Annotated in this window: 19 protein-coding genes; 11 read left to right on the top strand and 8 right to left on the bottom strand. The window is 63.1% G+C overall.

What is annotated here, in order from left to right; all coding sequences use genetic code 11:
* The 7 genes from BM151_RS15875 to BM151_RS15845 form a co-directional block, all read left to right on the top strand.
* The coding region (locus tag BM151_RS15875; protein WP_143093115.1) for an AMP-binding enzyme at positions 1–486 on the top strand (486 nt) is incomplete at its 5' end.
* A gap of 209 nt (positions 487–695) precedes the next feature.
* The gene (locus BM151_RS15870; protein ID WP_090061719.1) at positions 696–953 is read left to right on the top strand and encodes a DUF4212 domain-containing protein; all 258 of its coding nucleotides are present in this window, start codon (positions 696–698) and stop codon (positions 951–953) included.
* 12 nt (positions 954–965) lie between these two features.
* Positions 966–2,693: a sodium:solute symporter family protein gene (locus tag BM151_RS15865; RefSeq protein WP_090061718.1), complete on the top strand. Its 1,728-nt coding sequence runs from the start codon at positions 966–968 to the stop codon at positions 2,691–2,693.
* Between the two features lie 110 nt (positions 2,694–2,803).
* The gene (locus BM151_RS15860) at positions 2,804–4,621 is read left to right on the top strand and encodes a putative nucleotidyltransferase substrate binding domain-containing protein (protein ID WP_090061717.1); all 1,818 of its coding nucleotides are present in this window, start codon (positions 2,804–2,806) and stop codon (positions 4,619–4,621) included.
* A 25-nt stretch (positions 4,622–4,646) separates the two neighbouring features.
* Complete coding sequence (locus tag BM151_RS15855; RefSeq protein ID WP_090061716.1) at positions 4,647–5,150, top strand: hypothetical protein; 504 nt, start codon at positions 4,647–4,649, stop codon at positions 5,148–5,150.
* Positions 5,151–5,242: 92 nt separating this feature from the next.
* A complete protein-coding gene (locus BM151_RS15850) occupies positions 5,243–5,632 on the top strand; it encodes a response regulator transcription factor (protein ID WP_090061715.1) in 390 nt (129 codons plus the stop codon).
* Complete coding sequence (locus BM151_RS15845; RefSeq protein WP_090061714.1) at positions 5,622–7,730, top strand: 3'-5' exonuclease; 2,109 nt, start codon at positions 5,622–5,624, stop codon at positions 7,728–7,730. Before BM151_RS15850 ends, BM151_RS15845 begins: the two co-directional genes overlap by 11 nt.
* 9 nt (positions 7,731–7,739) lie before the next feature.
* Here the strand turns inward: BM151_RS15845 and BM151_RS15840 are convergent, their stop codons facing one another.
* The 6 genes from BM151_RS15840 to BM151_RS15815 form a co-directional block, all read right to left on the bottom strand.
* Positions 7,740–8,345, bottom strand: a complete 606-nt coding sequence (locus BM151_RS15840) for an NUDIX hydrolase (protein WP_090061713.1) — start codon at positions 8,343–8,345, stop codon at positions 7,740–7,742.
* A gap of 20 nt (positions 8,346–8,365) precedes the next feature.
* On the bottom strand, positions 8,366–9,535 hold the full coding sequence (locus BM151_RS15835; protein WP_090061712.1) for an HlyD family type I secretion periplasmic adaptor subunit: 1,170 nt from the start codon (positions 9,533–9,535) through the stop codon (positions 8,366–8,368).
* A gap of 3 nt (positions 9,536–9,538) precedes the next feature.
* On the bottom strand, positions 9,539–12,310 hold the full coding sequence (locus BM151_RS15830; RefSeq protein ID WP_090061711.1) for an ATP-binding cassette domain-containing protein: 2,772 nt from the start codon (positions 12,308–12,310) through the stop codon (positions 9,539–9,541).
* Complete coding sequence (locus BM151_RS15825; RefSeq protein ID WP_177213181.1) at positions 12,307–13,665, bottom strand: TolC family protein; 1,359 nt, start codon at positions 13,663–13,665, stop codon at positions 12,307–12,309. Before BM151_RS15825 ends, BM151_RS15830 begins: the two co-directional genes overlap by 4 nt.
* A gap of 64 nt (positions 13,666–13,729) precedes the next feature.
* Positions 13,730–16,882 carry an Ig-like domain-containing protein gene (locus tag BM151_RS15820; protein ID WP_090061709.1) on the bottom strand — a complete coding sequence of 1,051 codons (3,153 nt, stop codon included), beginning with the start codon at positions 16,880–16,882 and terminating at the stop codon, positions 13,730–13,732.
* A gap of 222 nt (positions 16,883–17,104) precedes the next feature.
* Complete coding sequence (locus BM151_RS15815) at positions 17,105–19,543, bottom strand: heavy metal translocating P-type ATPase (protein WP_090061708.1); 2,439 nt, start codon at positions 19,541–19,543, stop codon at positions 17,105–17,107.
* 114 nt (positions 19,544–19,657) lie between these two features.
* On the opposite strand from BM151_RS15815, the gene BM151_RS15810 reads away from it, so the two are divergent.
* The 3 genes from BM151_RS15810 (at position 19,658) to BM151_RS15800 (ending at position 21,710) form a co-directional block, all read left to right on the top strand.
* Entirely contained in the window at positions 19,658–19,858 is a 201-nt protein-coding gene (locus BM151_RS15810; RefSeq protein WP_090061707.1) for a heavy-metal-associated domain-containing protein, read from the top strand.
* Between the two features lie 92 nt (positions 19,859–19,950).
* Complete coding sequence (locus BM151_RS15805; RefSeq protein WP_090061706.1) at positions 19,951–20,718, top strand: 2-dehydro-3-deoxygalactonokinase; 768 nt, start codon at positions 19,951–19,953, stop codon at positions 20,716–20,718.
* Positions 20,715–21,710, top strand: coding sequence for an aldose epimerase family protein (locus tag BM151_RS15800; RefSeq protein ID WP_090061705.1), 996 nt, complete (start codon positions 20,715–20,717; stop codon positions 21,708–21,710). Before BM151_RS15805 ends, BM151_RS15800 begins: the two co-directional genes overlap by 4 nt.
* 45 nt (positions 21,711–21,755) lie before the next feature.
* Here BM151_RS15800 and BM151_RS15795 read toward each other — a convergent pair whose 3' ends face one another.
* Entirely contained in the window at positions 21,756–22,994 is a 1,239-nt protein-coding gene (locus BM151_RS15795; protein WP_090061704.1) for a urate hydroxylase PuuD, read from the bottom strand.
* Position 22,995: 1 nt separating this feature from the next.
* Complete coding sequence (gene uraH, locus BM151_RS15790) at positions 22,996–23,355, bottom strand: hydroxyisourate hydrolase (protein ID WP_090061703.1); 360 nt, start codon at positions 23,353–23,355, stop codon at positions 22,996–22,998.
* A 151-nt stretch (positions 23,356–23,506) separates the two neighbouring features.
* Here uraH and puuE point away from each other — a divergent pair, with 151 nt between their 5' ends.
* Complete coding sequence (puuE, locus tag BM151_RS15785) at positions 23,507–24,934, top strand: allantoinase PuuE (protein WP_090061702.1); 1,428 nt, start codon at positions 23,507–23,509, stop codon at positions 24,932–24,934.
* Positions 24,935–24,940 lie beyond the last annotated feature (6 nt).

Genomic DNA, 24,940 nt, shown 5'->3' with positions numbered 1-24,940 from the left:
CAATACAAAGGCTATTACTTCTCCGGTGACGGCTGTCGTCGCGACGAAGACGGCTATTACTGGATCACCGGCCGCGTCGACGATGTGATCAACGTCTCCGGCCACCGCATGGGCACCGCCGAGGTCGAGAGCGCCCTCGTGGCCCACGCCAAGGTCGCCGAAGCCGCCGTGGTCGGCATGCCGCATGAGCTCAAGGGTCAGGGCATCTACGCTTACGTGACCCTGATGAACGACGTGGAACCGACCGACGAGCTGCGTGTGGAACTCGAGAAATGGGTCCGCACCGAGATCGGCCCGATCGCCAAGCCGGACTTCATCCAGTGGGCCCCCGGCCTGCCGAAGACCCGCTCCGGCAAGATCATGCGCCGCATCCTGCGCAAAATCGCCGAAAACGACACTGGATCCCTCGGCGACACCTCAACCCTCGCAGAGCCGCAGGTCGTCGACGAACTCATCAGCAATTCGCTTTACCAAAAATCTGCGTAATTTCGCGTAGATATGGTAGACTCAAGCATCACCCCCACGACATGAGGGGTGATGCACCCAGGGTTCAGGAAGAAGCTCCGGCTGGAACTTCAGGACCAATGGGAAGGAAAACGGGTCCCGCGAGGAGGCGGGAGTCGTGATTTCAAAGATCCGGACAGGTGCATGCGCACATGCGTCAACGGATCGGGGACAAAAGGGAGGACCGCATAATGGCGGAAAATTCAGATAAAAATGCCTATTGGGCCGCGAACAAGCGGATCATCGGCATCTCGCTGGTGATTTGGTTCATCTGCTCTTTCGGCTTCGGCATTCTGCTGCGCCCGATGCTTTCGGGCATCAAGGTGGGGGGCACGGATCTTGGCTTCTGGTTCGCCCAGCAAGGCTCGATCCTTGTCTTCCTCGTGCTCATTTTCACCTACGCGGCGAAAATGAACAAACTCGACAAGAAATACGGCGTCGACGAATAAGGAGCGCAGAGAATGGATCAGTTTACCCTCAACCTGCTCGTTGTGGGCGCGACATTCGCGCTCTACATCGGCATCGCGATCTGGGCCCGTGCCGGGTCCACATCTGAATTCTACGCCGCCGGCCGGGGCGTTCACCCGGTGATCAACGGCATGGCCACCGGCGCCGACTGGATGTCGGCCGCCTCCTTCATCTCGATGGCGGGGATCATCTCTTTCGGTGGCTATAACACCTCCGCCTACCTGATGGGCTGGACCGGGGGCTATGTGCTTCTGGCCATGCTGATTGCGCCCTACCTGCGCAAATTCGGCAAGTTCACCGTGCCGGAATTCATCGGCGACCGTTTCTACAGCCAGACCGCCCGCACCGTCGCGGTGATCTGTCTCATCACCGCCTCGCTGACCTATGTGATCGGCCAGATGACCGGTGTCGGCGTTGCCTTCTCCCGCTTCCTGGAAGTGGACAAGACCACCGGCCTTCTGATCGGTGCCGCCATCGTGTTCTTCTACGCCGTGATCGGTGGCATGAAGGGCATCACCTACACCCAGGTGGCTCAGTACGTCGTGCTGATCCTCGCCTATACCATTCCGGCGATCTTCATCTCGCTGAAACTGACCGGCAACCCGCTGCCGCCGCTGGGCCTGTTCTCCGATCACGTGGGCTCCGGCGCACCGATCCTCGAGACTCTCAATGGCATGCTGCAGGATCTCGGCTTTACCGAGTATACCAAGCAGACGGACACGACCCTGAACATGTTCCTGTTCACCGTCTCGCTAATGATCGGCACCGCCGGTCTGCCGCATGTGATCGTGCGCTTCTTCACGGTTCCGACCGTGGCCGCCGCACGCTCCTCGGCCGGTTGGGCGCTGGTGTTCATTGCGCTTCTCTACCTCACCGCCCCGGCTGTGGGTGCGATGGCCCGCGTGAACCTGATCGACACGGTCTATCCGAATGGCACCACCGAAGCGCCGCTCGCCTATGAGCAACGCCCGGACTGGGTCAAGAACTGGGAACAGACCGGTCTTCTGGGCTTTGACGACAAGAACGGTGACGGTCTCATCAACTACACCGGCTCTGCCGAGACCAACGAATTCTCGGTGAACCGCGACATCATCACGCTGGCGAACCCGGAAATTGCCAACCTGCCGGGTTGGGTGATCGCTCTGGTCGCTGCCGGTGGTCTCGCCGCGGCCCTTTCGACCGCAGCCGGCCTGTTGATGGCGATTTCCTCGGCCGTGTCGCACGACCTGATCAAATCGCAGATCAACCCGTCGATCTCGGAAAAGGGCGAGCTTCTGTCGGCCCGGATCTCCATGGCCGTGGCCATCGTGATCGCGACCTATCTGGGCCTCAACCCTCCGGGCTTCGCGGCGCAAACCGTGGCCCTGGCCTTCGGTCTCGCCGCCAGCTCGATCTTCCCGGCGCTTCTGATGGGGATCTTCTCGACCCGCATCAACAACAAGGGCGCCGTGGCAGGCATGATCGCCGGTCTCCTGGTGACGCTGGTCTATATCTTCCTGCACAAGGGCTGGTTCTTCATCCCGGGCACCAACAGCTTCACCGATGCTGATCCGCTGCTGCTGTCGATCAAATCGACCTCGTTCGGCTCGATCGGCGCTCTGGTGAACTTCGTGGTCGCCTATGTGGTCTCCAACGCCTCGGATGAGCCGCCGGTCGAGATCCGCGAACTGGTCGAGAGCGTCCGCATCCCGAGCGGCGCCGGCACGGCCGTGGATCACTAAGCCCCGGACACAGGGTTTGGACTGGCCTCAGGGCCGGTCCGCCTCCATATTGGGCGCGGGGCCGCACTGGCTTCCGCGCCCTTTTGTTAATTTTCCATGGGACAGGTTCGATGGAACACGCCGCCAAGATCATCGGCTTTCTTCAGGTCACCCACCCTTATGATGTCTTGCCGAAAGAGGAGCTGGCCACGCTGGTCACCTCGTTCTCGCGCAAGAGCTTTCAGGAAGGCGACGTCATCTATGCCCATGGCGAGCTTCTGGAAGGGCTCTACCTGATCAAGGACGGCTCGGTCGAGATCACCGATGTCAACGGCGGCCAGGTCTCACTCCTGCAGAAATCCAACCATTTCGGCGAGCGCGGATTGCTTCGCGACGGGCTGGCGGCCACCACGGCCACGGCGGCCTCCGCCTGCACCATCCTTTTGCTGACCCCCGAGGCGTTCAAATCCGAGGTCGCGGCCAACCCCGCCTTTGCCCGCTATTTCAATCGCGGCCAGGCAAGGCCCAAGGCAGCGTCGGGCCTGTTGACCCAGCATGTCTCCGATCTCATGGCGCATGCGCCGATCAACTGCTCGGAAGACACGCCGATCGCCACCTGCGCAAGGATGATGCGCGACGAGAAAGTCTCGTCGGTGGCGGTGACCGAGCGCGAGCGGCTCTTGGGGCTCGTCACCGTGCGCGACATGACCAACAAGGTCCTGGCCGAGGGCATGGACACCGCCCTGCCCGTCTCCACGATCATGGCGCGCAACCCGATCACCCTCGATCCCGGTGCTCTGGGCACAGATGTCATCCATGTCATGCTGGAAAACCACATCGGCCATCTGCCGATCGTCGAGGGCGGCAAATTCGTCGGCATGGTGACCCAGACCGATATCACGCGGTTCTTCGGGTCATCCCAGACCCAGATGGTGTTCGATCTCAGCAATGCCAAGACAATCGCGGATATGGCCGCGGTGACCACCCGTCTGCCGGATTTCCTGATGCAGCTTGTTGGCGCGCATCTCGCCCATGACGTGGTGACCCGCAAGATCACCGATATCGCCGATATCGTCACACGCCGGCTGCTGAAAATGGCTGAGGAAGAATTCGGCCCGCCCCCGGTGCCCTATCTCTGGGCCGCCTGCGGCAGCCAGGGCCGGCGCGAACAGACCGGTGTGTCGGATCAGGACAATTGCCTGATCGTCGACAATGCCGCCACCGACGCCGACATGACATATTTCCGCAAGCTGGCACGGTTCACCTGCGACGGGCTGGACGCCTGCGGCTATGTCTATTGCCCGGGCGAAATGATGGCCATGACAGATCGCTGGTGTCAGCGCCTCTCGGTCTGGGAGGGCTATTTCAACAAATGGATCGCGGCGCCCGACAATGAGGCGCAGATGCTCGCCTCGGTGATGTATGACCTGCGCCCGATCGCCGGCGACGAGAGCCTGTTTGCCCCCTTGCAGGCGACCGCCCTGGAAGCGGCGGCAAAGAACTCGATCTTCGTCGCCCATATGATTTCCAACTCGCTGAAACACACCCCGCCGCTGGGGCTGCTCAGAGGCTTTGCCACGATCAAATCCGGCGAGCACCGCAACCAGCTCGACATGAAGCACAATGGCGTGGTGCCGATCGTCGATCTTGGCCGGGTCTATGCGCTTCAGGGCAAGCTGACCGTCGCCAATACCCGCGCCCGGATCGAGGCCGCCATCGAGGCGGGCGTGATCTCGGAAAGTGGCGGGCAGGATCTCTTGGCGGCCTACGACATGATCGCTACCACGCGCCTGGAAAATCAGGCGGCACAGGTGCGCGACGGCCAGCCGCCCAATAATTTCCTCGCGCCCTCGGCGCTGCCGGCCTTTGAACGCTCGCATCTGCGCGATGCTTTCGTCATCGTCCGCACCATGCAATCTTCGCTCGGCTCAAGTTCCGCGCGCTCCTGACAGACACCAGAAGGGACCAATCCCCATGCTTTTGGAATTCATCGCCACGATCACTGCCGGCGTCGGCGCCGCCGGGATCGTCCTCGCGGCTCAGAAACTTCTGCGCCTGCCACTGCCGAAATGGGTCATGCCCGCCTGCGCCGGGATCGCCATGTTGGCGCTGACCATTTCGCTCGATTATTCCTGGTTCGCCCGCACCGAAGCCAGCCTCGGCCCGGACAAGGTCACCGCGATGAAAGTCGAGAAAAAGCAGATCTGGCGGCCCTGGACCTATGTCTTCCCGGTCACCACGCGTTTCATCGCCCTGGACAAGGCGGGCGCCAGGATCGATGGCGCCACGGTCGAGACCGACATGTATCTCTTGGCGCGTCGTGCCGACAGTGCCATCGTGCCCGTGGCCTTTGATTGCCTGCTGTCGCGCCGCGCCGACACTGCCGGCTTGCCCGAGGGCGATCTCTCGGGGGCCACGTGGTTCGACATGGATCAGGACGACCCGATCCTGCGCACCGCCTGCGACGCGCTCAGATAGGCGGGAACCGGACCTGCGACGGCAGAGGGAAGAGACAGAGGCGAAGAGACAGAGGCGATAAGACAGGGGTGAAAGGACAGGGGAGGAGCATCATGGCGGAGAAACCGGTCATTCTTCTGGTCGAGGACGAGGACAATATCGCCATCGCCATCGAGCTTTTGCTCGCCCGCGAAGGCTATGAGATCCTCCGGGTCAAGGACGGCACCCAGGCGCTCCCCAATATCCGGGCGCAACGCCCGGCGCTGGTGTTGCTCGATGTCACCCTGCCCGGACGCTCCGGCTATGACATTTGTCAGAGCCTGCGGCTCGACCCGAACCTGGCCTCCATCCCGGTCCTGATGACCTCGGCGCGGGTGTCGCAAGCCGAGCAGCGCAAGGGGCTTGCCATGGGCGCCGACGGGTTTCTCACCAAACCCTTTGCCATGGCGGATCTGAAACGCATGGTGGCGAAGTTGATCGAAGGAGGCGCGCATGAAGGTTGAACATTGGTCCTTACGGCTCAGGGTCTTCCTGTTCTTCGCCTTTCTCGCCGCCGCCGCAATCGGCGCAGTGGTGACCGGCCTCTGGCTCGGCTTCGGACGGTTGAATGTCCCGGAAGCTGCCGACGGTTTCGTCTTTGCCGGCGCCATTGCAGGCTTTGTCATTCTGGGCGTGGTGACCTGGATCTGGCTGATGTTCGACGAGAATGTCGCCAAACCGATCCAGAAGCTCTCCGGCGGCATGCTGGCGCGGGCCCATGCCGATGTCGATGAGGCTTTGAATGAGAAAACCGCGCGTTATCTGGGCGATCTGGCGCCGGCCGCCCGCGCGGTGACCGAGAACCTCACAGCCACCCGCAACAAGCTCGCCGAGACCGTGGCGCAGGAAACCACCCGCTTGCTCGAGGAAAAGGAACGCCTCGCCGCCCTCGCCGCCGAGATGCCACATGGCATGGTGCTTTTGTCGGGGCTGCACAAGATCGCCTTTTACAATGGGGCGGCGGGGGATCTTCTGAACGCAGATCACGCGCCGGGGCTCGATCATTCGATCTTCGACTTCCTGCGGTCCCGCCCGATCCTCTCGGCCTATCACCGGCTTTGCACCGGCGAGGGCGGCGATGGCCATGTCCTGCCGCTCACCGTGGCCACGGTGCATGGCGGGGCGGTGCTCTCCGCCCGGATGCGGCTGATGCATGCGCCCAATGAGGGCGACGCCAACCCGCCCTATGTGCTCACCCTCGACGATGTGACCGCCGATCTCGCAACCCATGCGGAACGCGAAAAGCTGCTGTCACGCCTCTTTGCCCGGCTGCGCCCCTCGATCGCCTCGGTTCAGACCACGCTCGCCGCCCGCGCCATAGATGAAGCCCTGCGCAGCGACCCGAGGCTCGACCGGGCACTGATCAGCGAAATGGAAAAGCTCACCGAAGACGTGCTGGTGCTCGACGCCGAATATGAGGCAACGAAAGCCGATTGGTGGCCGATGGCCCAGGTGCGCAGCGCCGAATTGTCCGACGCGCTGACCGCGCAACTGGCCGCCGACGACATCCCCCTCGCCTCCGACGCACCGGAGCCGATGGCGCTCACCATCGATGCGGTGCAGATCATCACGCTTCTGGCCCATGTCGCCCGCAATCTGACACGCGAAGGTGGCCGTGCGCTGTCTTTCCTGGTCACCCGCGAAGAGAGTGGCGGCGCCATGCTGGCCCTGGGCTGGAGCGGCGATCCACTCTCGGTCGACACGCTGGAAAGCTGGCTGACCGAACCGCTCGACGTCGGGCTTGTGGACATGTCCGGGCGCGACATTCTCGACGCCCATGGCACAGAGATCTGGCCGGAATTCGGCCGTGGTTCGCGTGCGGTTCTGAAACTGCCGATCCGTGAAGCCCGGCGGTTGCGCCGCACGCTGGGCGACGGGCGCCGGGCGGTGACCTATGATTTCGATCTCTTGTCCCGCACCCCCTCGAAAGAGCTGATGGAAACCCCGCTCGCGGAGCTCTCCTATGTCGTCTTCGACACGGAGACCACCGGGCTTCTGCCCTCACAGGGCGATGAGATCTGTCAGATCGCGGCGCTGCGGCTCGTCAATGGCAAGGTGATCGAGAACGAGAGCATCGACCAGCTGGTGAACCCCGGGCGCAATATTCCGGCCTCCTCGACCGAGGTGCATCACATCACCAATGAGATGGTCAAACATGCGCCGAAGATCGACGTCGCCGGACGGCAGTTGCACAGTTTCGCCCGTGGCGCGGTTCTGGTCGCCCATAATGCGCCGTTCGATCTGGAATTCCTGCGCCGGCACGAGGCCGATATCGGTGAGAAATTCACCAATCCGGTGCTCGACACCGTGCTCCTGTCGGCCATCGTTTTTGGTCAGAGCGAAGAGCACACGCTCGATGCGATTTCCGACCGGCTTGGCATCCGCATCCCGCCGGAAGCGCGTCACACCGCCATGGGAGATACGATCGCCACCGCCGAAGTGTTCATCAAGCTCGTGCGCATGGCGGGCGAGAAGGGCATCGTGACCTTCGGCGATGCGCTGACCGAGATGCGCAAGCACAAACGCCTGCTGCAGGACGCCAATCAGGATGAACCGGCTTAAACGCCCGGATCAAAACAGTGCCTTGATCACCCCGGTGCTGCTGCGGTGATCATAAAACGGCACATGTGCCGGCGGCATGGCCTGATGCAGCGCCGCCTCCACCTCGGCGAGAACCACACGGGTGACAAAGGGCAGATCGAAGCCGCGCGCCCCCTCCAGCGTCACCCATTGCAGATGCGACAGCTCATCTTCGGCACCGGAAAAATCATCGGGATCGCCCGCCAGCTGCGCCGCATCGACGAGGAAAAACCGTGCATCGAACCGCCGCGGTCGCCCCGGCGGCGTAATGGCCCGAAACACGAAATGAATATCGCTGACATGGGGCAGAATGAGCCCGGTCTCTTCATGCAGCTCCCGAAGCGCGGCATTGGCCAAAGCGCCCGCCAGCGCCGGATCGGCCTCGGCCCGCAACCGCCGCTCGGTGCTGGGCTCCAGTGCGCCGGGCAGGTCGCGGGAAAAATCCGCCGTATCCACCGCGCCACCGGGAAAGACGAATTTGCCGGGCATGAAAACCGCGGAATGACCGCGCTGTCCCATCAGCACACGCGGCCCCGTCGCCTCCTTGCGCAGAAGGATGACCGTGGCGGCGTCGCGAATGGGAATGTCTGTACTCATGCCGTCATTCTAGACACCGCTTACGGTTCGCGGAAGGCCTCGCGTGACTTGTAGAGCGGTTTCAAAAGATATTGCAGAAAAGTCTTCGAACCGGTGTGCAGCTCCACCTGCGCCCGCATGCCGGGACGGATCTCGATCTTCTGCTGGCGCTCGGTAAGAGAGCCGAGATCGACCGAGGCGGTGACCCTATAGTAAGGCAATGCTTTCGGATCGCGCTCATCCTTGAACGTGTCGGCGGAAACCACCTGAACCTCGCCCTTCAAGGCGCCGTAAATGGTGTAGTCATAGGCCGAAAGCTTGATCGTCGCCTCCTGACCGGGCTCGACATGGGCGATGTCCTCGGGGCGCACCCTGGCCTCGATGAACAACTCCTCATCGACCGGGATGATCTGCACCAGCTCGTCGCCCGGACGGATGACACCGCCGATGGTGGTCACGGTGAGATTGTTGACGATGCCGCGCATCGGCGCGGTGATCACCGTGCGGTCGAGCTGATCGCGGGCCAGCGTCAGTGCCTGTTTCACCGAGGCGATCTCCTTGAGCGTATCGGAATACTCCTCGGCGCGCTCCAACTCGGCCTGGGTGACGATCTCGTTATATTTGAGCTGCGCATCCGAATGCGCCTTGCGCGCGCGGGTCACCTCGATCAGCGAGACCACGTTCTTCTTGAGCATGTCTTCCATCAGCGAACGCTCGGTCTCGGCCTGTGTCAGCACCGCCATGGCGCCGTCTTTGCGGGCGAGATAATCCGCCGAGCGCGCGCTCAGCAGAGCTTTCTCGGAGGACAGAACCGTCGGCACCCGCGCGGCGAGATCCTCGGACACGTCAAACGCATCCTTCCCGGCGATCTCGGCCTCGAGACGCAGGCTTTTCACCTGCAACGCATCGAGCTTTTCCTGCAGATCGTCGGCGGAAGTACGAAATTCCGTGCCTTGCAGCCGCGCTAGAACCTGTCCCTGTTCGACCTCTTCGCCTTCGTGTACCAGAAGTTCGGAGAGGATGCCGCCCTCGAGGTTCTGCACGATCTGTGGCCGCGACGAGGAAATCATCTCGCCATCCGCACGGACGATCTCATCGACCCGCGCAATCGCCGCCCAGAGGACAAAGATCAGCACCACCAGCGCGGTGATCCGGATCACCCAGCCGGGACGGTCCATATCCTTGTCCAGGACATTGTCGAGCGTCACCATGGGTCAGGCCTCGTCCTGTGGCGCTTGCGATCGCGGCTGCGTCAGATGCGCCATGACCTGAGCCTTCGGCCCATCGACCATCAGCCGCCCGGATTTGAACACCATGGCGCGGTCTGCCAGATCAACGATCGGCATCCGGTGCGTGGCGATCACGGCGGTGCGATGCGCCAGCCAATTGGTCAGACGGGCGACCAGCGCGCTCTCCAAAGCCTGATCGAGTGCCGCGGTCGGTTCGTCCAACAGACAGACCGAAGGGTTCTGCAACCACAGCCGCGCCCAGCCGATCGACTGGCGCTGACCGACAGAGAGCCCTTCGCCACCGTCGCGGATTTCGAGGTCGAGCCCACGGTGATGCGCCCGCACGAAAGCGCCCAAGCCTGCAAAGTCGAGAGCCGCGAGCAGACGCTCATCGTCGCGTTCCAGCCCCCCGAGGTTGAGATTGTCGCGCAGGGTTCCGGCAAACAGCCGCACGTCCTGACCGAGATAGCCGACGGAGCGGCGAATATCGCGCGGATCGATTTGCGACATCTCCGCCTGATCGAGCAGGATGCGGCCCTGAGTCGGCGCGTAAAGCCCGGCCAGAAGTTTCAGGAATGTGCTCTTTCCCGATCCATTGGCACCCAGAACCGCGATTTTCTGACCCGGCTTGATATCGATCGCCGGGATGTCGAGCGTCGGCGCGCCTTCGGCATCGTAGCGGAATTGCGCCTCGCGCAGCGCATAGGCGCCATGGATCTCGGGACGGCGCAGGAAAGTGCGTTCCTCGCCCGCATCCTGCGGCGCCGTGGCGATGGCATCCAGCCCGTCGAGCGCGGTTTTGACATTGGTCCAGCGCGCCATGGTGCCCGAGAGCTGGGTCAGCGGCGCCAGAGTGCGCGAGGTCAGAATGCCGGTGGCAATGATGGTTCCGACGGTGAATTCACCAGCAAAGACCAGATAGGCACCGGCGACGACCGCCAGCACATAGGTGAGCTGTTGCACCGCTTGCGACCAGAAGCTCAGCACGGCGGTGAGTTTGCGCTGTTCCGAAGATTTCGCCGCCGCGAGGAGATTGAGCTCATCCCAGATCCGGGAAATCCGCTCTTCGCCGCGTTGGGTCTTGATCGTGTCCAGTTCGAACACCGCCTCATGCAACAGGCGCGAGGCCTTGGCCGAGGCGCCCTGTGTCTCCTGCGTCAGCCGCATCATCCGTTTTTGCATGAAATAGCCGGGGACGATCATCAGAACCGCCCCGATTATCAGGATCACCACGACGGGTCCAGCGATCGAGGCGACCAGCGCGAAAAACATGAAGATGAACGGGATATCGGCGACGGAGCCGATGGTGGAGGCGGTGAAAAATTCCCGCACCGAGCCGAATTCCCGCATCGCCGAGAACAGCCCCGAGGGCGTGGTCGGCCGTGCGTCCGAGCGCATGCCGAGGATGCGCCCCATGAGCAGCGACTGCACCTTCATCTCGATCTGACGCCCCGCCCCGTCCATCAGGCGCGAGCGGGCGAGTTTCAACATCGCCTCCATGCCGATGGCCAGAGCGGCGCCGAGCGCCAAGACCCAGAGCGTCGATTGCGACTGATGCGGGATCACCCGATCATAGACCTGCAGCGAGAACATCGCCACGGCGACGGCCAGCATATTGGCAACCAGAGAGCCCAGGGCGATCTCGCCGATCTGACGTTTGAACGCGCCGAACTGGCCCCAGAACCAATGGTTTTTGGACAGATCCGGCAGGTGGCTGGCGACAATCGCATCAAGGTCCTTGCCCGCCCGCACGATCGGCCCGGAAAAGAACGGCGCGAATTCCGACATCGGCACGTCGGAGCGTTGATCCGGCGCACTTTGATCGAAGAGTGTCAGCAACTGGCCCTTTTGTTTCAAGACCAGCACCAGATGGCCCGAGGACATATAGGCAAGCGCCGGCCAGAGCTTGGGCGAGAGCTGCGCCGGCTGCGTCACCTCAGCCTTGAGCCCGGTGATTTGCAGCGCGCGAGCCATCGCCATGGGCGTGACATCGCCGTCGCGCTGATCGGCGAAGCTCTCAAGAATATCCGAGACCATCGCCCGCACGCCGAAGTGCCCGGCGAATGTGGCGACGAGCTCGGCACGCTGCACCAGACGGCGTGAGAAGGCGGCTTGTGGCGCCTCGGATGGCAACAGCTCGCCTTGGGTCTCACGCGGCATCTCGCGACGGGTCTCTACCGGCTGCGCCGCCTGTGCAACGGTCTCAACGGCAGGCTGAGCGGCAGGTTGAGCGCCTGCTTGAACCATGATTTGCGGCTCAGGGCCGGGGACCGTGGCGGGGGGGGCGACGGACGTCGCCGCCTCAACCGGCTCCGCCGGTTTGGCTGCCTGCGCCAGACGGGCCTTGGCGGCGGCTTTCACCGCGGCCGGGTCGGCCTTGGGCTTGCGGCTGACATCTGCGGCCTTCCGGGCGCGCTCCTGACGCTTGGCCTTGGCGGCTTCACGCTCTTCGCGTTCGGCTTCGCGCGCCCTCTCGCCCGCCTCTTCGCGGGCCTTGACCTCGCGCGAGGCCTCTGCGGCCTTGGCCTTGAGCGCTTCCTTGGCGGCGCGCTTCTTTTCCTCGATCGGATCGAGCGGTGTCGCAGGCACGGCTTGCGACGCTTTCGGTGCCGGGTTTGCCCTTTTGCGCTCCGTTTTCGGCGCGCCCAGATGCACGGTCAGGGGCGCAGACGGGGCTTTCGTGCGGTTCGACACATCCTCCGGCACGGCGGGTTTGGCGGAGCTCAGGGTAAAGGCAAGTTTCGGTGCTCTGCTCATATCGACGCCCCATCGGCCAAGGCCCCGGAAATGCGCGCAATTTCAAGCTCGGTCAGGGCGATATCGTACTTCAGGTCAATGTGGTTCAATTCTTCACGGATCATCTGCTCATAGACGTTCAAAACATCCATGACCGATTTCTGACCGGCTTCGAACTGATCCTGGAAAATCCGGTAATTGGCGCGGGTCTGCTCCACGAGACCGGCGGCATCGCGTTCCTGACGGCGCAGCGCGGTCAGGCGACTGTCGAGACGTGCCGCCGTGCGGGCCGCCTGTTCGCGGGCCTTGTCGACACTCGCCGCCGCGGCCAGTTCGCGGGTCCGGCTGGCCTCCATCTCCGCCGACGTGCCAAGGCCCAAGCCGGCGCCGCCGTAATCCACAGACGAGCTTTTGTCCTGACCGAGGATGGTCGAAGCCGAGAGCGTCGGCAGCATCGCGGCGCGTTCGGCCTGGGCCTCGGCCACGGTCCGCTTGGCCTCGGCCTCGGCCCGCAGGACCGACAGCGCCGCCGCATCGCCCGCCGGCGCGTTGATCCCCATCGCCTGATTGAGTTCCGGCAAGGTCGCGTGATCGGTGAGCGCCGCCAGTTCGACCCGGGCGCTGTCCTCGGCCTCGCGATGGGTGCGCGCCTCGTCTTCCATATCGGAGATGATCGACCGTACCACGCGCTGATCCGACAGGCTCGAGGCGCCGCCCTTGACCCGCTCGCTCACCACCCGGTTGAATTCCCGCATCCGCCCGAGACCGCGTTCGGCCATGCCGGCCTTTTCGCGCGCCTCGGAAATGGTGATGTAGAGCGTCAGCCCCTCTTCGAGCCGGTCGTTCATGTCCTGCGACAGGGCAACGGCGGAGACCTCGACATCGGCGGCGGCAAAGGCGCGTTCGGCCTTGCGCTTGCCATTGTCATAAAGCGCCACATCGACCAGCAGGCCGGCGGCCACCTTGCCCAGGGCATCGAGCGAAATTGACGGACCGATGGTGGGCAACCAGTTTTTCGACCGGGCCACGGCACGCATTTTCGACGCGCGCAATTCGGCCGCGGCCAGCCCCGAGGAGGTCGCCAGCACCGCGCGCGCCACCTCGGCATAGGCCGAGCCGGGAACCAGCACCGAATGGCGGCTGATCAGATCGGAAATGATCGGCGAGGCCTCACCGCTGTTGGCCGCGGTCAATGTCGGAACCGAAGGGTCTTTCGCCGCCGCCACGGTCCCGGCATCGTCGCTTTTGAAAAATGCTGCGGGACGCATGTTTGACAGGTTGAACCCGTCGTCGGAGCCGCCGACACAGCCGCTCAGCGCGGTGCATACGACCAGCGCCGCACCGATCACACTGCTGAGCTGCGCCCGTGCCTTCATTCCAGTGCCGCCCCCCGGCTCGATTTCCAATCCGGGGCTATCTGACGCCCCGACCATCACAGCCTTACGGCAGAACAACCTCGATATCGGGATCGATCACCACCTGATCATCGCCCAGCGTGTAGATGTGATATTGCGCACCGTCGACCTCCGTGGTGCCGCCGGTGTCCGTCGCGCCATCGAGCACCACGCGATCATCGGTGCCGCCATGGATGGTCAGCGTGCCGTCGTCGCCGACCAGACGATCGAGATCGCTCGCGGACAGCGTCACCTCGCCACCATTGACGAATTGCAGATCGATGGCGCCGAGATCGAATTGATCGAGGCCACTGTTGTCGAGATCCACCTCGAAATAGGTGCCATCGGGACGCTCATTGGTGGTATCGAGCACCAGAAGCGTGTCGGAGCTGTTGCCCGCTGCATCCTCGGAGGTAATGACGATCTGGTCGCCGTTGGAGACTTCGCTGTTGAAACTCAGATATTGCGCGGCGCCAAGATCGAAGGTCGTGTGACCGACCTCGCTGGAGGAGCCGCTTTCATCGAGCGCAAAGACCGAAGCATCGTTGCCGGTGTCTTCGATCGAGATCGCCTGCACCCCGTCGGCGCTGCGGGTGATGGTTTCGACCATCGGCGTATCGATTTCCGTATCGATCGTGATCGAGGCGGTCTCGGACAGGGTATTGCCCGCCGCATCCGTGGCTTCGAGCAGCACATCCGCCGTATAGGTGCCTTCGGCAATCTCGCCCGGCGCGTAGGTCACGGTCCAGTTGCCCGCGCCGTCGACGCTGGCCTGATGCCGGACGCCGCCCAGGGTCACAAAGACCGTGGACCCCGGTTCGACAACACCGGTCAAGGTGGCGCCGCTCGTGACCTCGGAGAGGTTGAGATACATGTCGCCGCCGGCATCGCCGGTCAGGTCCAGCGCGTTGACATAGGTGTCATAGGCGAAGCTCTCGCTCAGCGAGGCGGTGTTGCCCGCCGGATCGGTGGCGGTGATCACCACATTGGCCGTGCCTTCGCCCGAGGGAAGCGCCGAGGCCGGGATCGTTGCCGTCCAGGTGCCATCGGTGGCGACCACGGCGGAATAGCCCAGACCGTTGTAGGAAAGAACCACGCTGGAGCCCGGTTCGACCGTGCCCGAGAGCGTCACACCGGAATGGGCCTCGACCGCGTTGACCACGCCATCTGCCCCGCCCTGGACCCCGGTTTCGGCAAAATTCGACACAAATGTATCGATCTCGACCGCGGCCTGGACCGTCTTGCTGTTGCCCGCGGCGTCGGTGAGGGTGGCCGTGGCCGTACCGTCATATTCGCCCGGGGTGATCTCGGAAGCGGCAAAGAAGGCAGCATAGGTGCCGCCCGAAGAGGCGCTGACCGTATGCGACACGCCCGCCAGCGTCACGGTGACCGTCTCGCCCGCCGTCGCGGTGCCGGAAATCCAGACCCCGTCGGACGCCTCGGCAGCATTGATCACATTGTCGCCTTCGATCGGCGTGGTGATGGTGATATTGCCCACCACGGTATCGACATGCACGGTGCTGGCGCTGGTCGCGGTATTGCCCGCGGCATCGGTCGCGACGGCGGTCAGGACGGTATCGTATTCTCCCGCGGCCAGCGTGCCCGCCGCGTAAGAGGCGGTCCAGGTCCCCGCCGCATCCGCCACGGTGGTCACAGCCACACCGGCCAGCGTCACCACCACGGTGGCGCCCGGCTCGGCGGTACCGGTAAAGCTCATCGCACTCTGGCTTTCGGACAGGTTGATGGTCTCATCACCACCGGAATGGCCCGCATCGATGGCAACGCCGGTCTCGGTGTCGATCTGGAAGGTTCCCGTCGCGGAGGTGGAATTGCCGGCGAGATCGGTGGAGGTGGCGGTCACTTCGGCGCTGTAGCTGCCTTCGGGCAGGGAACCGCTCTCATAGGTCACGGTCCAGCTGCCGTCTTCGGCCACCGTCGTTGTGCGCGAGACGCCTTCGACCGTCACGGTGACGGAGGCGCCGGGCTCGCCGGTCCCCGAAAGATTCACACCGGAAGTCATCTCGGACAGGTTGACCGTGCCGTCGCCTCCCGCCGCATCCGCATCAACCGTCAGCGCCGCCTCGAGATCGATGGCGATGTCATGGGTGTAACTCGCGGCATTGCCATAGGCATCGGTGACCGTTGCGGTGACCGTGCTGTCATAGGTGCCGGCCGGCAATTGCGTGCCATCGAAGGTCACGCTCCAGCTGCCATCCTCAGCCACCGTGGTCGTGGCGCTCTGGCCTTCCAGCTCGATCACGACCGTGGCGCCCGCCTCGGATTGACCGGAGATGGTCACATCGCCGGAAGCTTCGGCGATATTGACGATATCGTCGCCCGCAACCGTGTCGAAGCTGAGATCCTCGGCCTCGGTATCGACCACCAGCGTATCGGTCACGGTGGTGGTGTTCCCGGCCTCGTCGATCGCGGTCACGGTGACATCGGTGGTATATTCGCCGGTCTCGATCGTCTCGCTCTCGAAGGTGGTGCTCCAGGTGCCATCCTCACCGACCACCACGGTCTGGCTGTTGCCATTCACCTCGACGGTGACGGAGGCGCCAACCTCGCCCTCACCGGAGATGACGTAGCTGCCACCGTCATAGATCTCGCCATTGACGTAATCATCGGTACTTTCGACACCGGAGAGGATCACGACATCGGGGGCCGCGCTGTCGGTGGCGCCACCGCCACCTCCCGTACCGCCATCCGTACCATCCCCGCCACCGGCCAGAAGCGCCGCGCCACCGACGGCCGCCGCAGCAGCTCCGGCCCCGCCGAGCCCGAACAAAGCAGGCGCCGCGAGCGGAGCGACAACCGGCTCGACCCGTTCAAGGTCGAGAAACGCCAGCTGGTCGTATTCGCTCCATTTGCCGCTCAGATCGACATCCTGATAGGAGGCCACCAGCGCGCCTTCGTCCTCGGTGACGAAATCGACCTTGGTCATCAGGCCGCGCTCGGAGAGAAGCAGCTGGTGCTCCCCCTCGAAATAGCCTTCGAGAACGATGGTCTTGCCGCCGACCAGCTCGACCACGAGATCGCCGCCGTCACGGGCATAGCCGGTCACGGAGGCCGACGACATATTGATGGAGATATCCTCGACATTCCGAACCGCGAGAGTTTCGCTATTTCCGGAAAGAGAGAGCGTGCCTGTGGAAATTTCACCCGCGTGATCGCGGACGGAATATTGAATGCCCAACATGATACCGTTTCACTTTTGCTCGATAGATAGCCGCGTCCGTAAGCTCGGCACGACTTTTTTTGCTCATTTACCGGCAAACTATATGAAAGATGATTCGCAGACTAGGGGAGAAATGATCCCCTTAACTCATTTTTAAGCTTACAACCCCCACATCAACCGAGGAAATTTTCGTTTTCGACAAGATATTGCGCATTTTGCAATACCTAGATTCACCCTCCCGGATCATAGCGATGCGGGGATACGCCGCAGCCGCAGCGCGTTCGAAACCACGAAAACCGAGGACATGGCCATCGCCCCCGCGCCGAGCATCGGCGACAATTGCAGCCCGAAGGCCGGATAGAGCACGCCCGCCGCCACCGGGATCAGAGCCGCGTTATAGGCAAAGGCCCAGAACAGGTTCTGGCGAATATTGCCCATGGTCCTGCGGCTCACATCGAAGGCGGTCACCACCGCCGCAGGGTCACCGCCCATGAGCACCACATCCGCCGCCTCGATGGCGACATCGGTGCCGGTGCCCACCGCGATCCCGACATCGGCCGAGGCCAGCGCCGGCGCGTCATTGATCCCGTCCCCGACGAACCCCACCGCGCCATGGCGCTCCTTGAGCGCCGCGACGGTCTTGGCCTTGCCCTTGGGCAGCACTTCCGCCTCGACATGATCGATGCCGAGATCCCGCGCTACGGCCTCTGCCGCCCGACGCGTATCGCCCGAGACCATCGCCACCTTGATGCCGCGCGCATGCAGTTCCGCGATGGCCTTGCGCGAGGCCGGACGGATCGGATCGGAAATCCCGAGCACCATCGCCGCCACGCCATCCCGGGCCACCAGCACCGGCGTGCGTCCCTGATCGGCGAGCGCCTCAAGCGGCGCCTCGAAAGCGCCCGTGACGATGTTCTCCCGCGCCATCAGACGCATATTGCCGACCAGCAACGAGACCGCTCCGATCTCCGCCTTGATCCCATGCCCTGCCACGGCACGCGCCTTGTCCACCTCAGGCAAGCTGAGCCCGCGCGTCTCGGCCGCACGCTCGATCGCCCGGGCAATCGGATGTTCGGACTTGGATTCGACGGCCGCGACCGCTGCCAGAAGCGCATTTTCGTCGCCCTGCAGCACCAGCACATCGGTGACATCCGGGCGTCCTTCGGTGAGCGTTCCGGTCTTGTCAAAAGCCACGACCTTCACCTCCTGCAACCCTTGCAGCGCGTCGCCCTTGCGGAACAGCACACCCAACTCGGCGGCACGCCCCGTGCCCACCATGATCGAGGTCGGCGTGGCCAACCCCATGGCACAGGGGCAGGCAATGATCAGCACCGCGACACCGGCGACCAGCGCATGGGCCAGCGCCGGCTCCGGCCCGAAGAAGAACCAAACCAAGGTGGTCAGCGCCGCCAGCCCCATCACCACGGGGACGAAATACATCGTCACCTTGTCGACCAGAGACTGGATCGGCAATTTCGCCCCCTGTGCCTCTTCGACCATGCGGATGATCTGTGCCAGCATCGTGTCGGAACCGACCTTTTCGGCGAGATAGGTCATCACGCCCTCGCCATTCACCGTGCCGGCGATCACCGGGCTGCCAATCGTCTTGGCCACCGGGATCGGTTCACCCGAGATCATCGCCTCATCGACATGGCTGTCGCCCGTGAGCACCTTGCCATCGACGGCGATCTTTTCGCCCGGGCGCAGATGCAGCACATCTCCGACCTTGATGTCTTCGATCGGCAGCTCCACGACCTCGCCATCGCGCTCGACCCGCGCCACTTTCGCCCGCATGCCCGCGAGCTTGTGGATAGCGGCGCCGGTCTGTCCCTTGGCCCGCGCCTCGAGCCAGCGCCCCAGAAGAATCAGGGTGACGATGACGGCGGCGGCCTCGAAATAGACATTCTGTGCGCCCATCGGCACGGCCTGCGGCCAGAAGGTCACGAAGGTGGAAAACAGATACGCCGCGCCGGAACCCAGCGCCACCAGCGCGTTCATGTCCGGTCCGCCCTTCAGCAGCGACGGAATGCCCTTGGCAAAGAACACCCGCCCCGGGAAGGCCAGAACAATCGTGGTGAGCGCGAATTGCACCATGCGCCAAAGCCATTCCGGCACCGTCATCATCCACCAATGATGCAGCGCCGGGATCAGATGGCCACCCATCTCGATCACGAAAATCGGCAGGGTCAGCACAGCCGCCCAGATCAGATGCCGGCGCAGCCCGCGCGCTTCATCGGCCTTGCGATTGACCGGGGCGGCATCGCGATCGATCCGCGCCCGGCCCTCATAGCCGGCCTTGGCGATCACCTTGGTGAGGCTATCGACATCCTGGGCGCCGGTCAGGAAATGCACTGTCGCGGTTTCGGCAGCGAGATTGACATTCGCCTCCGTGACGCCGGGCTCGGCGGCCAATGCCCGCTCCACCCGCCCGACACAGGAGGCACAGGTCATGCCCTGCACATCGAAGACCAGCTCTTCGGCGCGGGCCGGATAGCCCGCCTTGTCGAGCACTTCGACCAGATCGCCAACAGAGACATCATCATCGAATGTCACCTCGGCGGTCTCGGTCGCCAGATTGACATTCGCCGCCTTGACCCCTTCGGTTCCGATCAACGCCCGTTCGACCCGGCCCACACAGGAGGCACAGGTCATGCCTTCGACTGACAAACGCGTATTCTGCATCTTGATCCTCTGGTCTTTACCGTCTTACAGCTTAGCTATGTAGCGCAGAGACCGGTGCCCGCGTAGTGTCCAGCCGCCGGAAGCTCGCAAGAAATTTCCGAAAGGATCAGACAAATGTCCGTATTTTCCGTCCCCGACATGTCCTGTGGCCATTGCAAAGCCACGATCACCGAAGCGCTTGAGGCCATCGACGACACGGTCGAGATCGATGCCGACATGGAGGCGCGCGAGATCGACGTATTTTCCGATATCGAGGATGCGGCCATTCTCGACGCTCTGAAAAAAGCCGGCTATCCGGCAACGATCAAAACCTGAGCCAGCGCGCAGCCTGACGCCATTGCATCGCCCTTGCAGCAACGCGATAAAGGGGCGAGGATCGCACTGGAGTTGAGGGAGGCGGACGCAGCATGGATGCAGGGGACGCAGGAATTTGGGACGGCAGGACGCTGCGGCTTTGGTCTCTCGGACGCGCTGATCTGCCGCCGCGTGTGATGCCCCTGCCCGAGGGGCCGGACGGGGCCCGGCCCGAGTTCTCGGAGACGCTTCTGGCCGGCACCGGGACAGCCCCGCGCCAGCTGCCCTGCACCGCCCTGCCCGAGGCTCTCAGCGCGTCAAATATCCCACCGCTCGCACAGGACAACCCGCGCACCGTGACCCGGGGCGAAGAGGTGACCATGGCCGGGTTCATCGCCGGGACCCCGAAATTCGACGGCATTCTCTGCCTGCCCGGCCCCCAAAGCACGCTCTGGGCCCATGTCAGCGCCGAAGAAATCGTCTCCATGCGGCGGTTCCTGACCGGCACCATGCTGCGCGCCACCCTGCCCGAACACATCACCTTTGCGGAAACCGACAGGTTCCTCGAGATCCTCTCCGACACCATGTCACGCCCGGAGAACGTCGCCCTGCGCCTGTCCGAGGCCCGGACCCGGGCCGATCTCCGCGAGTTCACCGAAGCCGAAGCCCATGCCAGTATGACGGCCGCCCTGATCGGCGCCGAACTCGCCGCGACGCGTCCCTATTGGCTCGGCCAGATGGTGGCGCTGATCGGGACGGAGGTGCAACGCGCGCCGTATCGCGCCGCCCTGTCGAGCCAGTTCGTACCGATGACCGAGGCCGAAGCCGATCCGCTCACGCTGCGCGGCTTCACGCTGGCCCGCAAAAGGCTCTCTGCATGAAGGCACGTTTCGGCACATTGCGCGACGGGCGCCCGGTCGACGCGATCACCCTGAGCGCCGGCGATCTGACGGTCAAGATTCTGACCTATGGTGCCATTCTCAACGATGTGCGGCTGCGCGGCGTGCCCTATGGGCTGACGCTGGGCAGCTCCGACATCCGCGCCTATGAACACGGCCCGATGGATTTCTGGGGCGCTCTGGTCGGCCCGGTCGCCAATCGCATCGCGGGAGCGCGGGCCCAGCTCGGCGGGCAGGAGCTTTGCTTTGAGCCCAATGAGGGCGAGACACTTCTGCATGGCGGGGCACAGGGCATGTTCACCGAGCTTTGGCAGATCGCCGCGCTCACCGCCACCTCGGCGACCCTGACCCTCACCCTGCCCCACGGCAAGGGCGGTTTTCCCGGCACACGGCTGATCACCGCGCGCTATACGGTCGAGGCGCCCGCCACGCTGCGGCTCGAGATCAACGCCAGCACCGACGCGCCGACGCTGATGAACATCGCCAATCACTCCTATTGGAACCTCGACGGCACCGAGACCACCGATGGTCATTGGCTCCAGGTCGCGGCGGAGCGATATCTGCCGGTGGACGCACGGATGATCCCGACAGAGGCGACAACCGTCGCGGGCACAGGCTTCGATCTGCGCGCGGGGCGCGTGCTCCGGCCCAGCGATGCCCAGCGCTATGATCACAACTTCTGCCTTGCGGACCGATCGGGCGACATGAAACCCGCCGCAACCCTGCTCGGCACCCGCGGCGTCGAGATGCGGATGGACACCACAGAAGCGGGGCTACAGGTGTTTGATGCTGCGCCCATCGGCAGCGGCGATTTCGCCGGTCACCGTGGCCTGCCTGAGGTCGGTTTCTGTGGCATCGCTTTGGAGGCACAAGGCTGGCCTGATGCGCCGAACCATCCGGAATTCCCCTCGGTAAAACTCATGCCTCACGAGACATACCGGCAGGAGACACGCTGGAGCTTCTCAAAAAGATAAGGCGGGGAAGCCCCGCCTCAGATCCTTGGTTGATACGCTCTGGCCTTAGCCCTCGATCGCGCCTTCGTACCATTTGCGAATGGCGTCTCGGCTCTCGTCGTCTAGCGCCATATAGCTTCCAGCTGGCGGCATGGCATGGGTCACACCCGCTTGCAGCCAGATTTCCTTGGCCAGTGTCGCCACCTCTTGCGTGGTTTCGAGACGAATGCCCTTGGGCGGCGCAGCCATGCCCTCCCAATAGGGTTCGCGGGAATGGCACATGGAACAATTGGTCACCACGATATCGTGCACATCCTCGAAGCCTTCGGCAGAGGCAAATTTCTGCGCCATCGGCCCCAGAGCGGCGGCCTCATCCTCGCCCTTGTCCTGCATGAAAATCCCGGCGGTGGAGAGCCACATCACGATCAGGAACAGACCCACCGTGAGCCCCCAGGTCCACCACAGCATGCCCTTGTGCGCATGCATGGTGTTGAAGAAATGCCGGATGGTGACCCCCATCAGGAACACCAGCGCCGCGATGATCCAGTTGTACTGCGAGGCGAAGGCCAGCGGGTAGTGGTTCGACAGCATCATGAACAGCACCGGCAGGGTCAGATAGTTGTTATGGGTCGAACGCTGCTTGGCGATCTTGCCGTATTTGGCGTCCGGCGTGCGACCCGCGACCAGGTCTTTGACCACGATCTTCTGGTTCGGAATGATGATGAAGAACACATTGGCGCTCATCACCGTGGCGGTGAAGGCGCCGAGATGCAGGAACGCCGCCCGGCCGGAAAAGACCTGGGTATAGCCCCAGGCCATCACCACCAGGATCACGTAGAGGATGAGCATCAGATAGGTGTCGCCCTTGCCCAGCATCAGCTTGCAGATCGTGTTATAGGCGATCCAGCCAAAGGCCAGCGAGGCTATCGAGATCGCAATCGCCGCGCCATTCGACAGTTCCATCACATTCGGATCGATCAGGAACAACTCGGCGCCGAGGTAATAGACCACCGCCATGAGCGCGAAACCCGACAGCCAGGTCGCATAGCTTTCCCATTTGAACCAGACGAGATCCTCAGGCATGCGCGCCGGTGCGACCATGTATTTCTGGATGAAATAAAAACCGCCGCCATGGACCTGCCATTCCTCGCCATGGACGCCCTGACGGCGGTCCGAGGACGGGTGCAGCCCGAGATCGAGCGCGATGAAATAGAACGACGAGCCGATCCACGCGATCGCGGTGACCACATGCAACCAGCGCAGGGCGAACTCCGCCCATTCCCAGAAAATCGGTAGCAAACTCATCTTAGCTCCCCCGGTAGGTCGAATAGCTGAAGGGCGACAGCAACAGCGGCACATGATAATGGCTGTCCGCGTCATTGATGCCGAAACGGATCGGGATCTGATCGAGGAACAGCGGATCATCCCCCGCCTGCCCCGTGCGTCTCAGGTACTCTCCCGCGAAAAAGATCAGCTCATAGGTCCCGGTTGTGAATTTCTCCGCCGGCAGGATCGGTGCATCGGTGCGACCGTCACTGTTGGTGATGGCTGTCGCGATTTTCGTGTGGCTGTTGCCAGTCACACGATAGAGCGCAATCTCGATCCCTTCAGCGGGAAGCCCCTTGGCCGTGTCGAGAACATGGGTGGTCAAAAAACCGGACGTCATAGAGAAGCTGCCCAAATTGTTAGCGTTTCCTCAGAAGACTGTCGGAAAGCTCCGACAGCGGCAATGAAGATTGTCGCCAGATTGCATACAAAAGAGTATTCGATATCTCACAAGCCTACCAATTAGTCAAAAAACACGAAGGCCACGAAAAATGCCGAAAAATCCGCCGCGTTATGTTCGCAACATGTCTGGGTACGGAGCCAACGCCCCCGATCCGAAATGGCCCGGCGGCGCCAAGGTGGCGGTGCAATTCGTGCTGAACTACGAGGAAGGCGGCGAAAACTGCGTGCTGCATGGTGATGCGGCCTCCGAAGCCTTCCTGTCCGACATCGCCGGCGCCGCCATGTGGCAGGGCCAGCGCCACTGGAACATGGAATCGATCTATGAATATGGCGCCCGGGCCGGGTTCTGGCGTTTGCACCGCCTATTCACCAATGCCGAGATTCCGGTGACCATCTATGGTGTCGCCACGGCGCTCGCGCGCTCGCCGGAACAGGTCGCGGCCATGCAGGACGCCGGCTGGGAGATCGCCTCGCACGGGCTGAAATGGGTCGAGCACAAGGATATGCCCGAGGCCGAGGAACGCGCCGCGATTGCCGAGGCGATCCGCCTGCACGAGGAAGTCACCGGCGAACGGCCCTATGGCTGGTACACCGGGCGCTGTTCCGAGAACACCGTGCGGCTTGTGGCGGAAGAAGGCGGGTTCGATTATGTCTCCGACACGTATGACGACGACCTGCCCTATTGGCTCGAAGTCGGGGAGCGCGATCAGCTCATTATCCCCTATACGCTCGAGGCCAATGACATGCGCTTTGCCACGGCGCCCGGCTATATCACCGGCGAGCAGTTCTTTACCTATCTCAAGGACGCCTTCGACACGCTCTATGCCGAGGGCACTGAAAGCACCCCGAAGATGATGAACATCGGGCTGCATTGCCGTTTGATCGGGCGTCCGGGCAAACTCGCAGGGCTCAAGAAGTTCATCGACTATATCAAGGGCTTTGACGACATCTGGACCCCGCGCCGGATCGATATCGCGAAACACTGGGCCGCGACCCATCCGCATATGCGCAAAGAAAAGCCGTCGCAGATGTCGAAAGACGAGTATGTCGCCAGGTTCGGCGCAATTTTCGAACACAGCCCCTGGGTCGCGGAACGCGCCTGGGACCTCGAGCTTGGTCCGGCCCATGACACATGGATCGGCACGCATTCGGCGCTGTGCCGCGCTTTCCGCAGCTCTTCGGATGCCGAGAAAAGCGGTGTGCTGATCGCGCATCCGGATCTCGCGGGCAAGCTGGCACAGGCCAAGCGCCTCACCGCAGAAAGCACGTCGGAACAGGCCTCCGCCGGCCTCGACGCGCTCACCGACGCCGAGCGCACCGCCTTCGAAGCTTTGAACGGCAAATATACCGAAAAATTCGGCTTCCCCTTTATCATCGCGGTGAAAGACAATACCAAGGAGACAATCCTCGCGGCTTTCCACGCCCGGCTGGAGCATTCCAGAGACGAAGAATTCAAGACGGCCTGCCAACAGGTCGAACGGATTGCGTGGCATCGGCTGAAGGATATGGACCTCTAACCCGAG

Origin of the sequence: Celeribacter neptunius (genome assembly GCF_900113955.1) — a bacterium.
GTDB classification, from domain to species: Bacteria; Pseudomonadota; Alphaproteobacteria; order Rhodobacterales; family Rhodobacteraceae; genus Celeribacter; species Celeribacter neptunius.
This window is presented reverse-complemented; position numbering and strand designations above follow the sequence as displayed.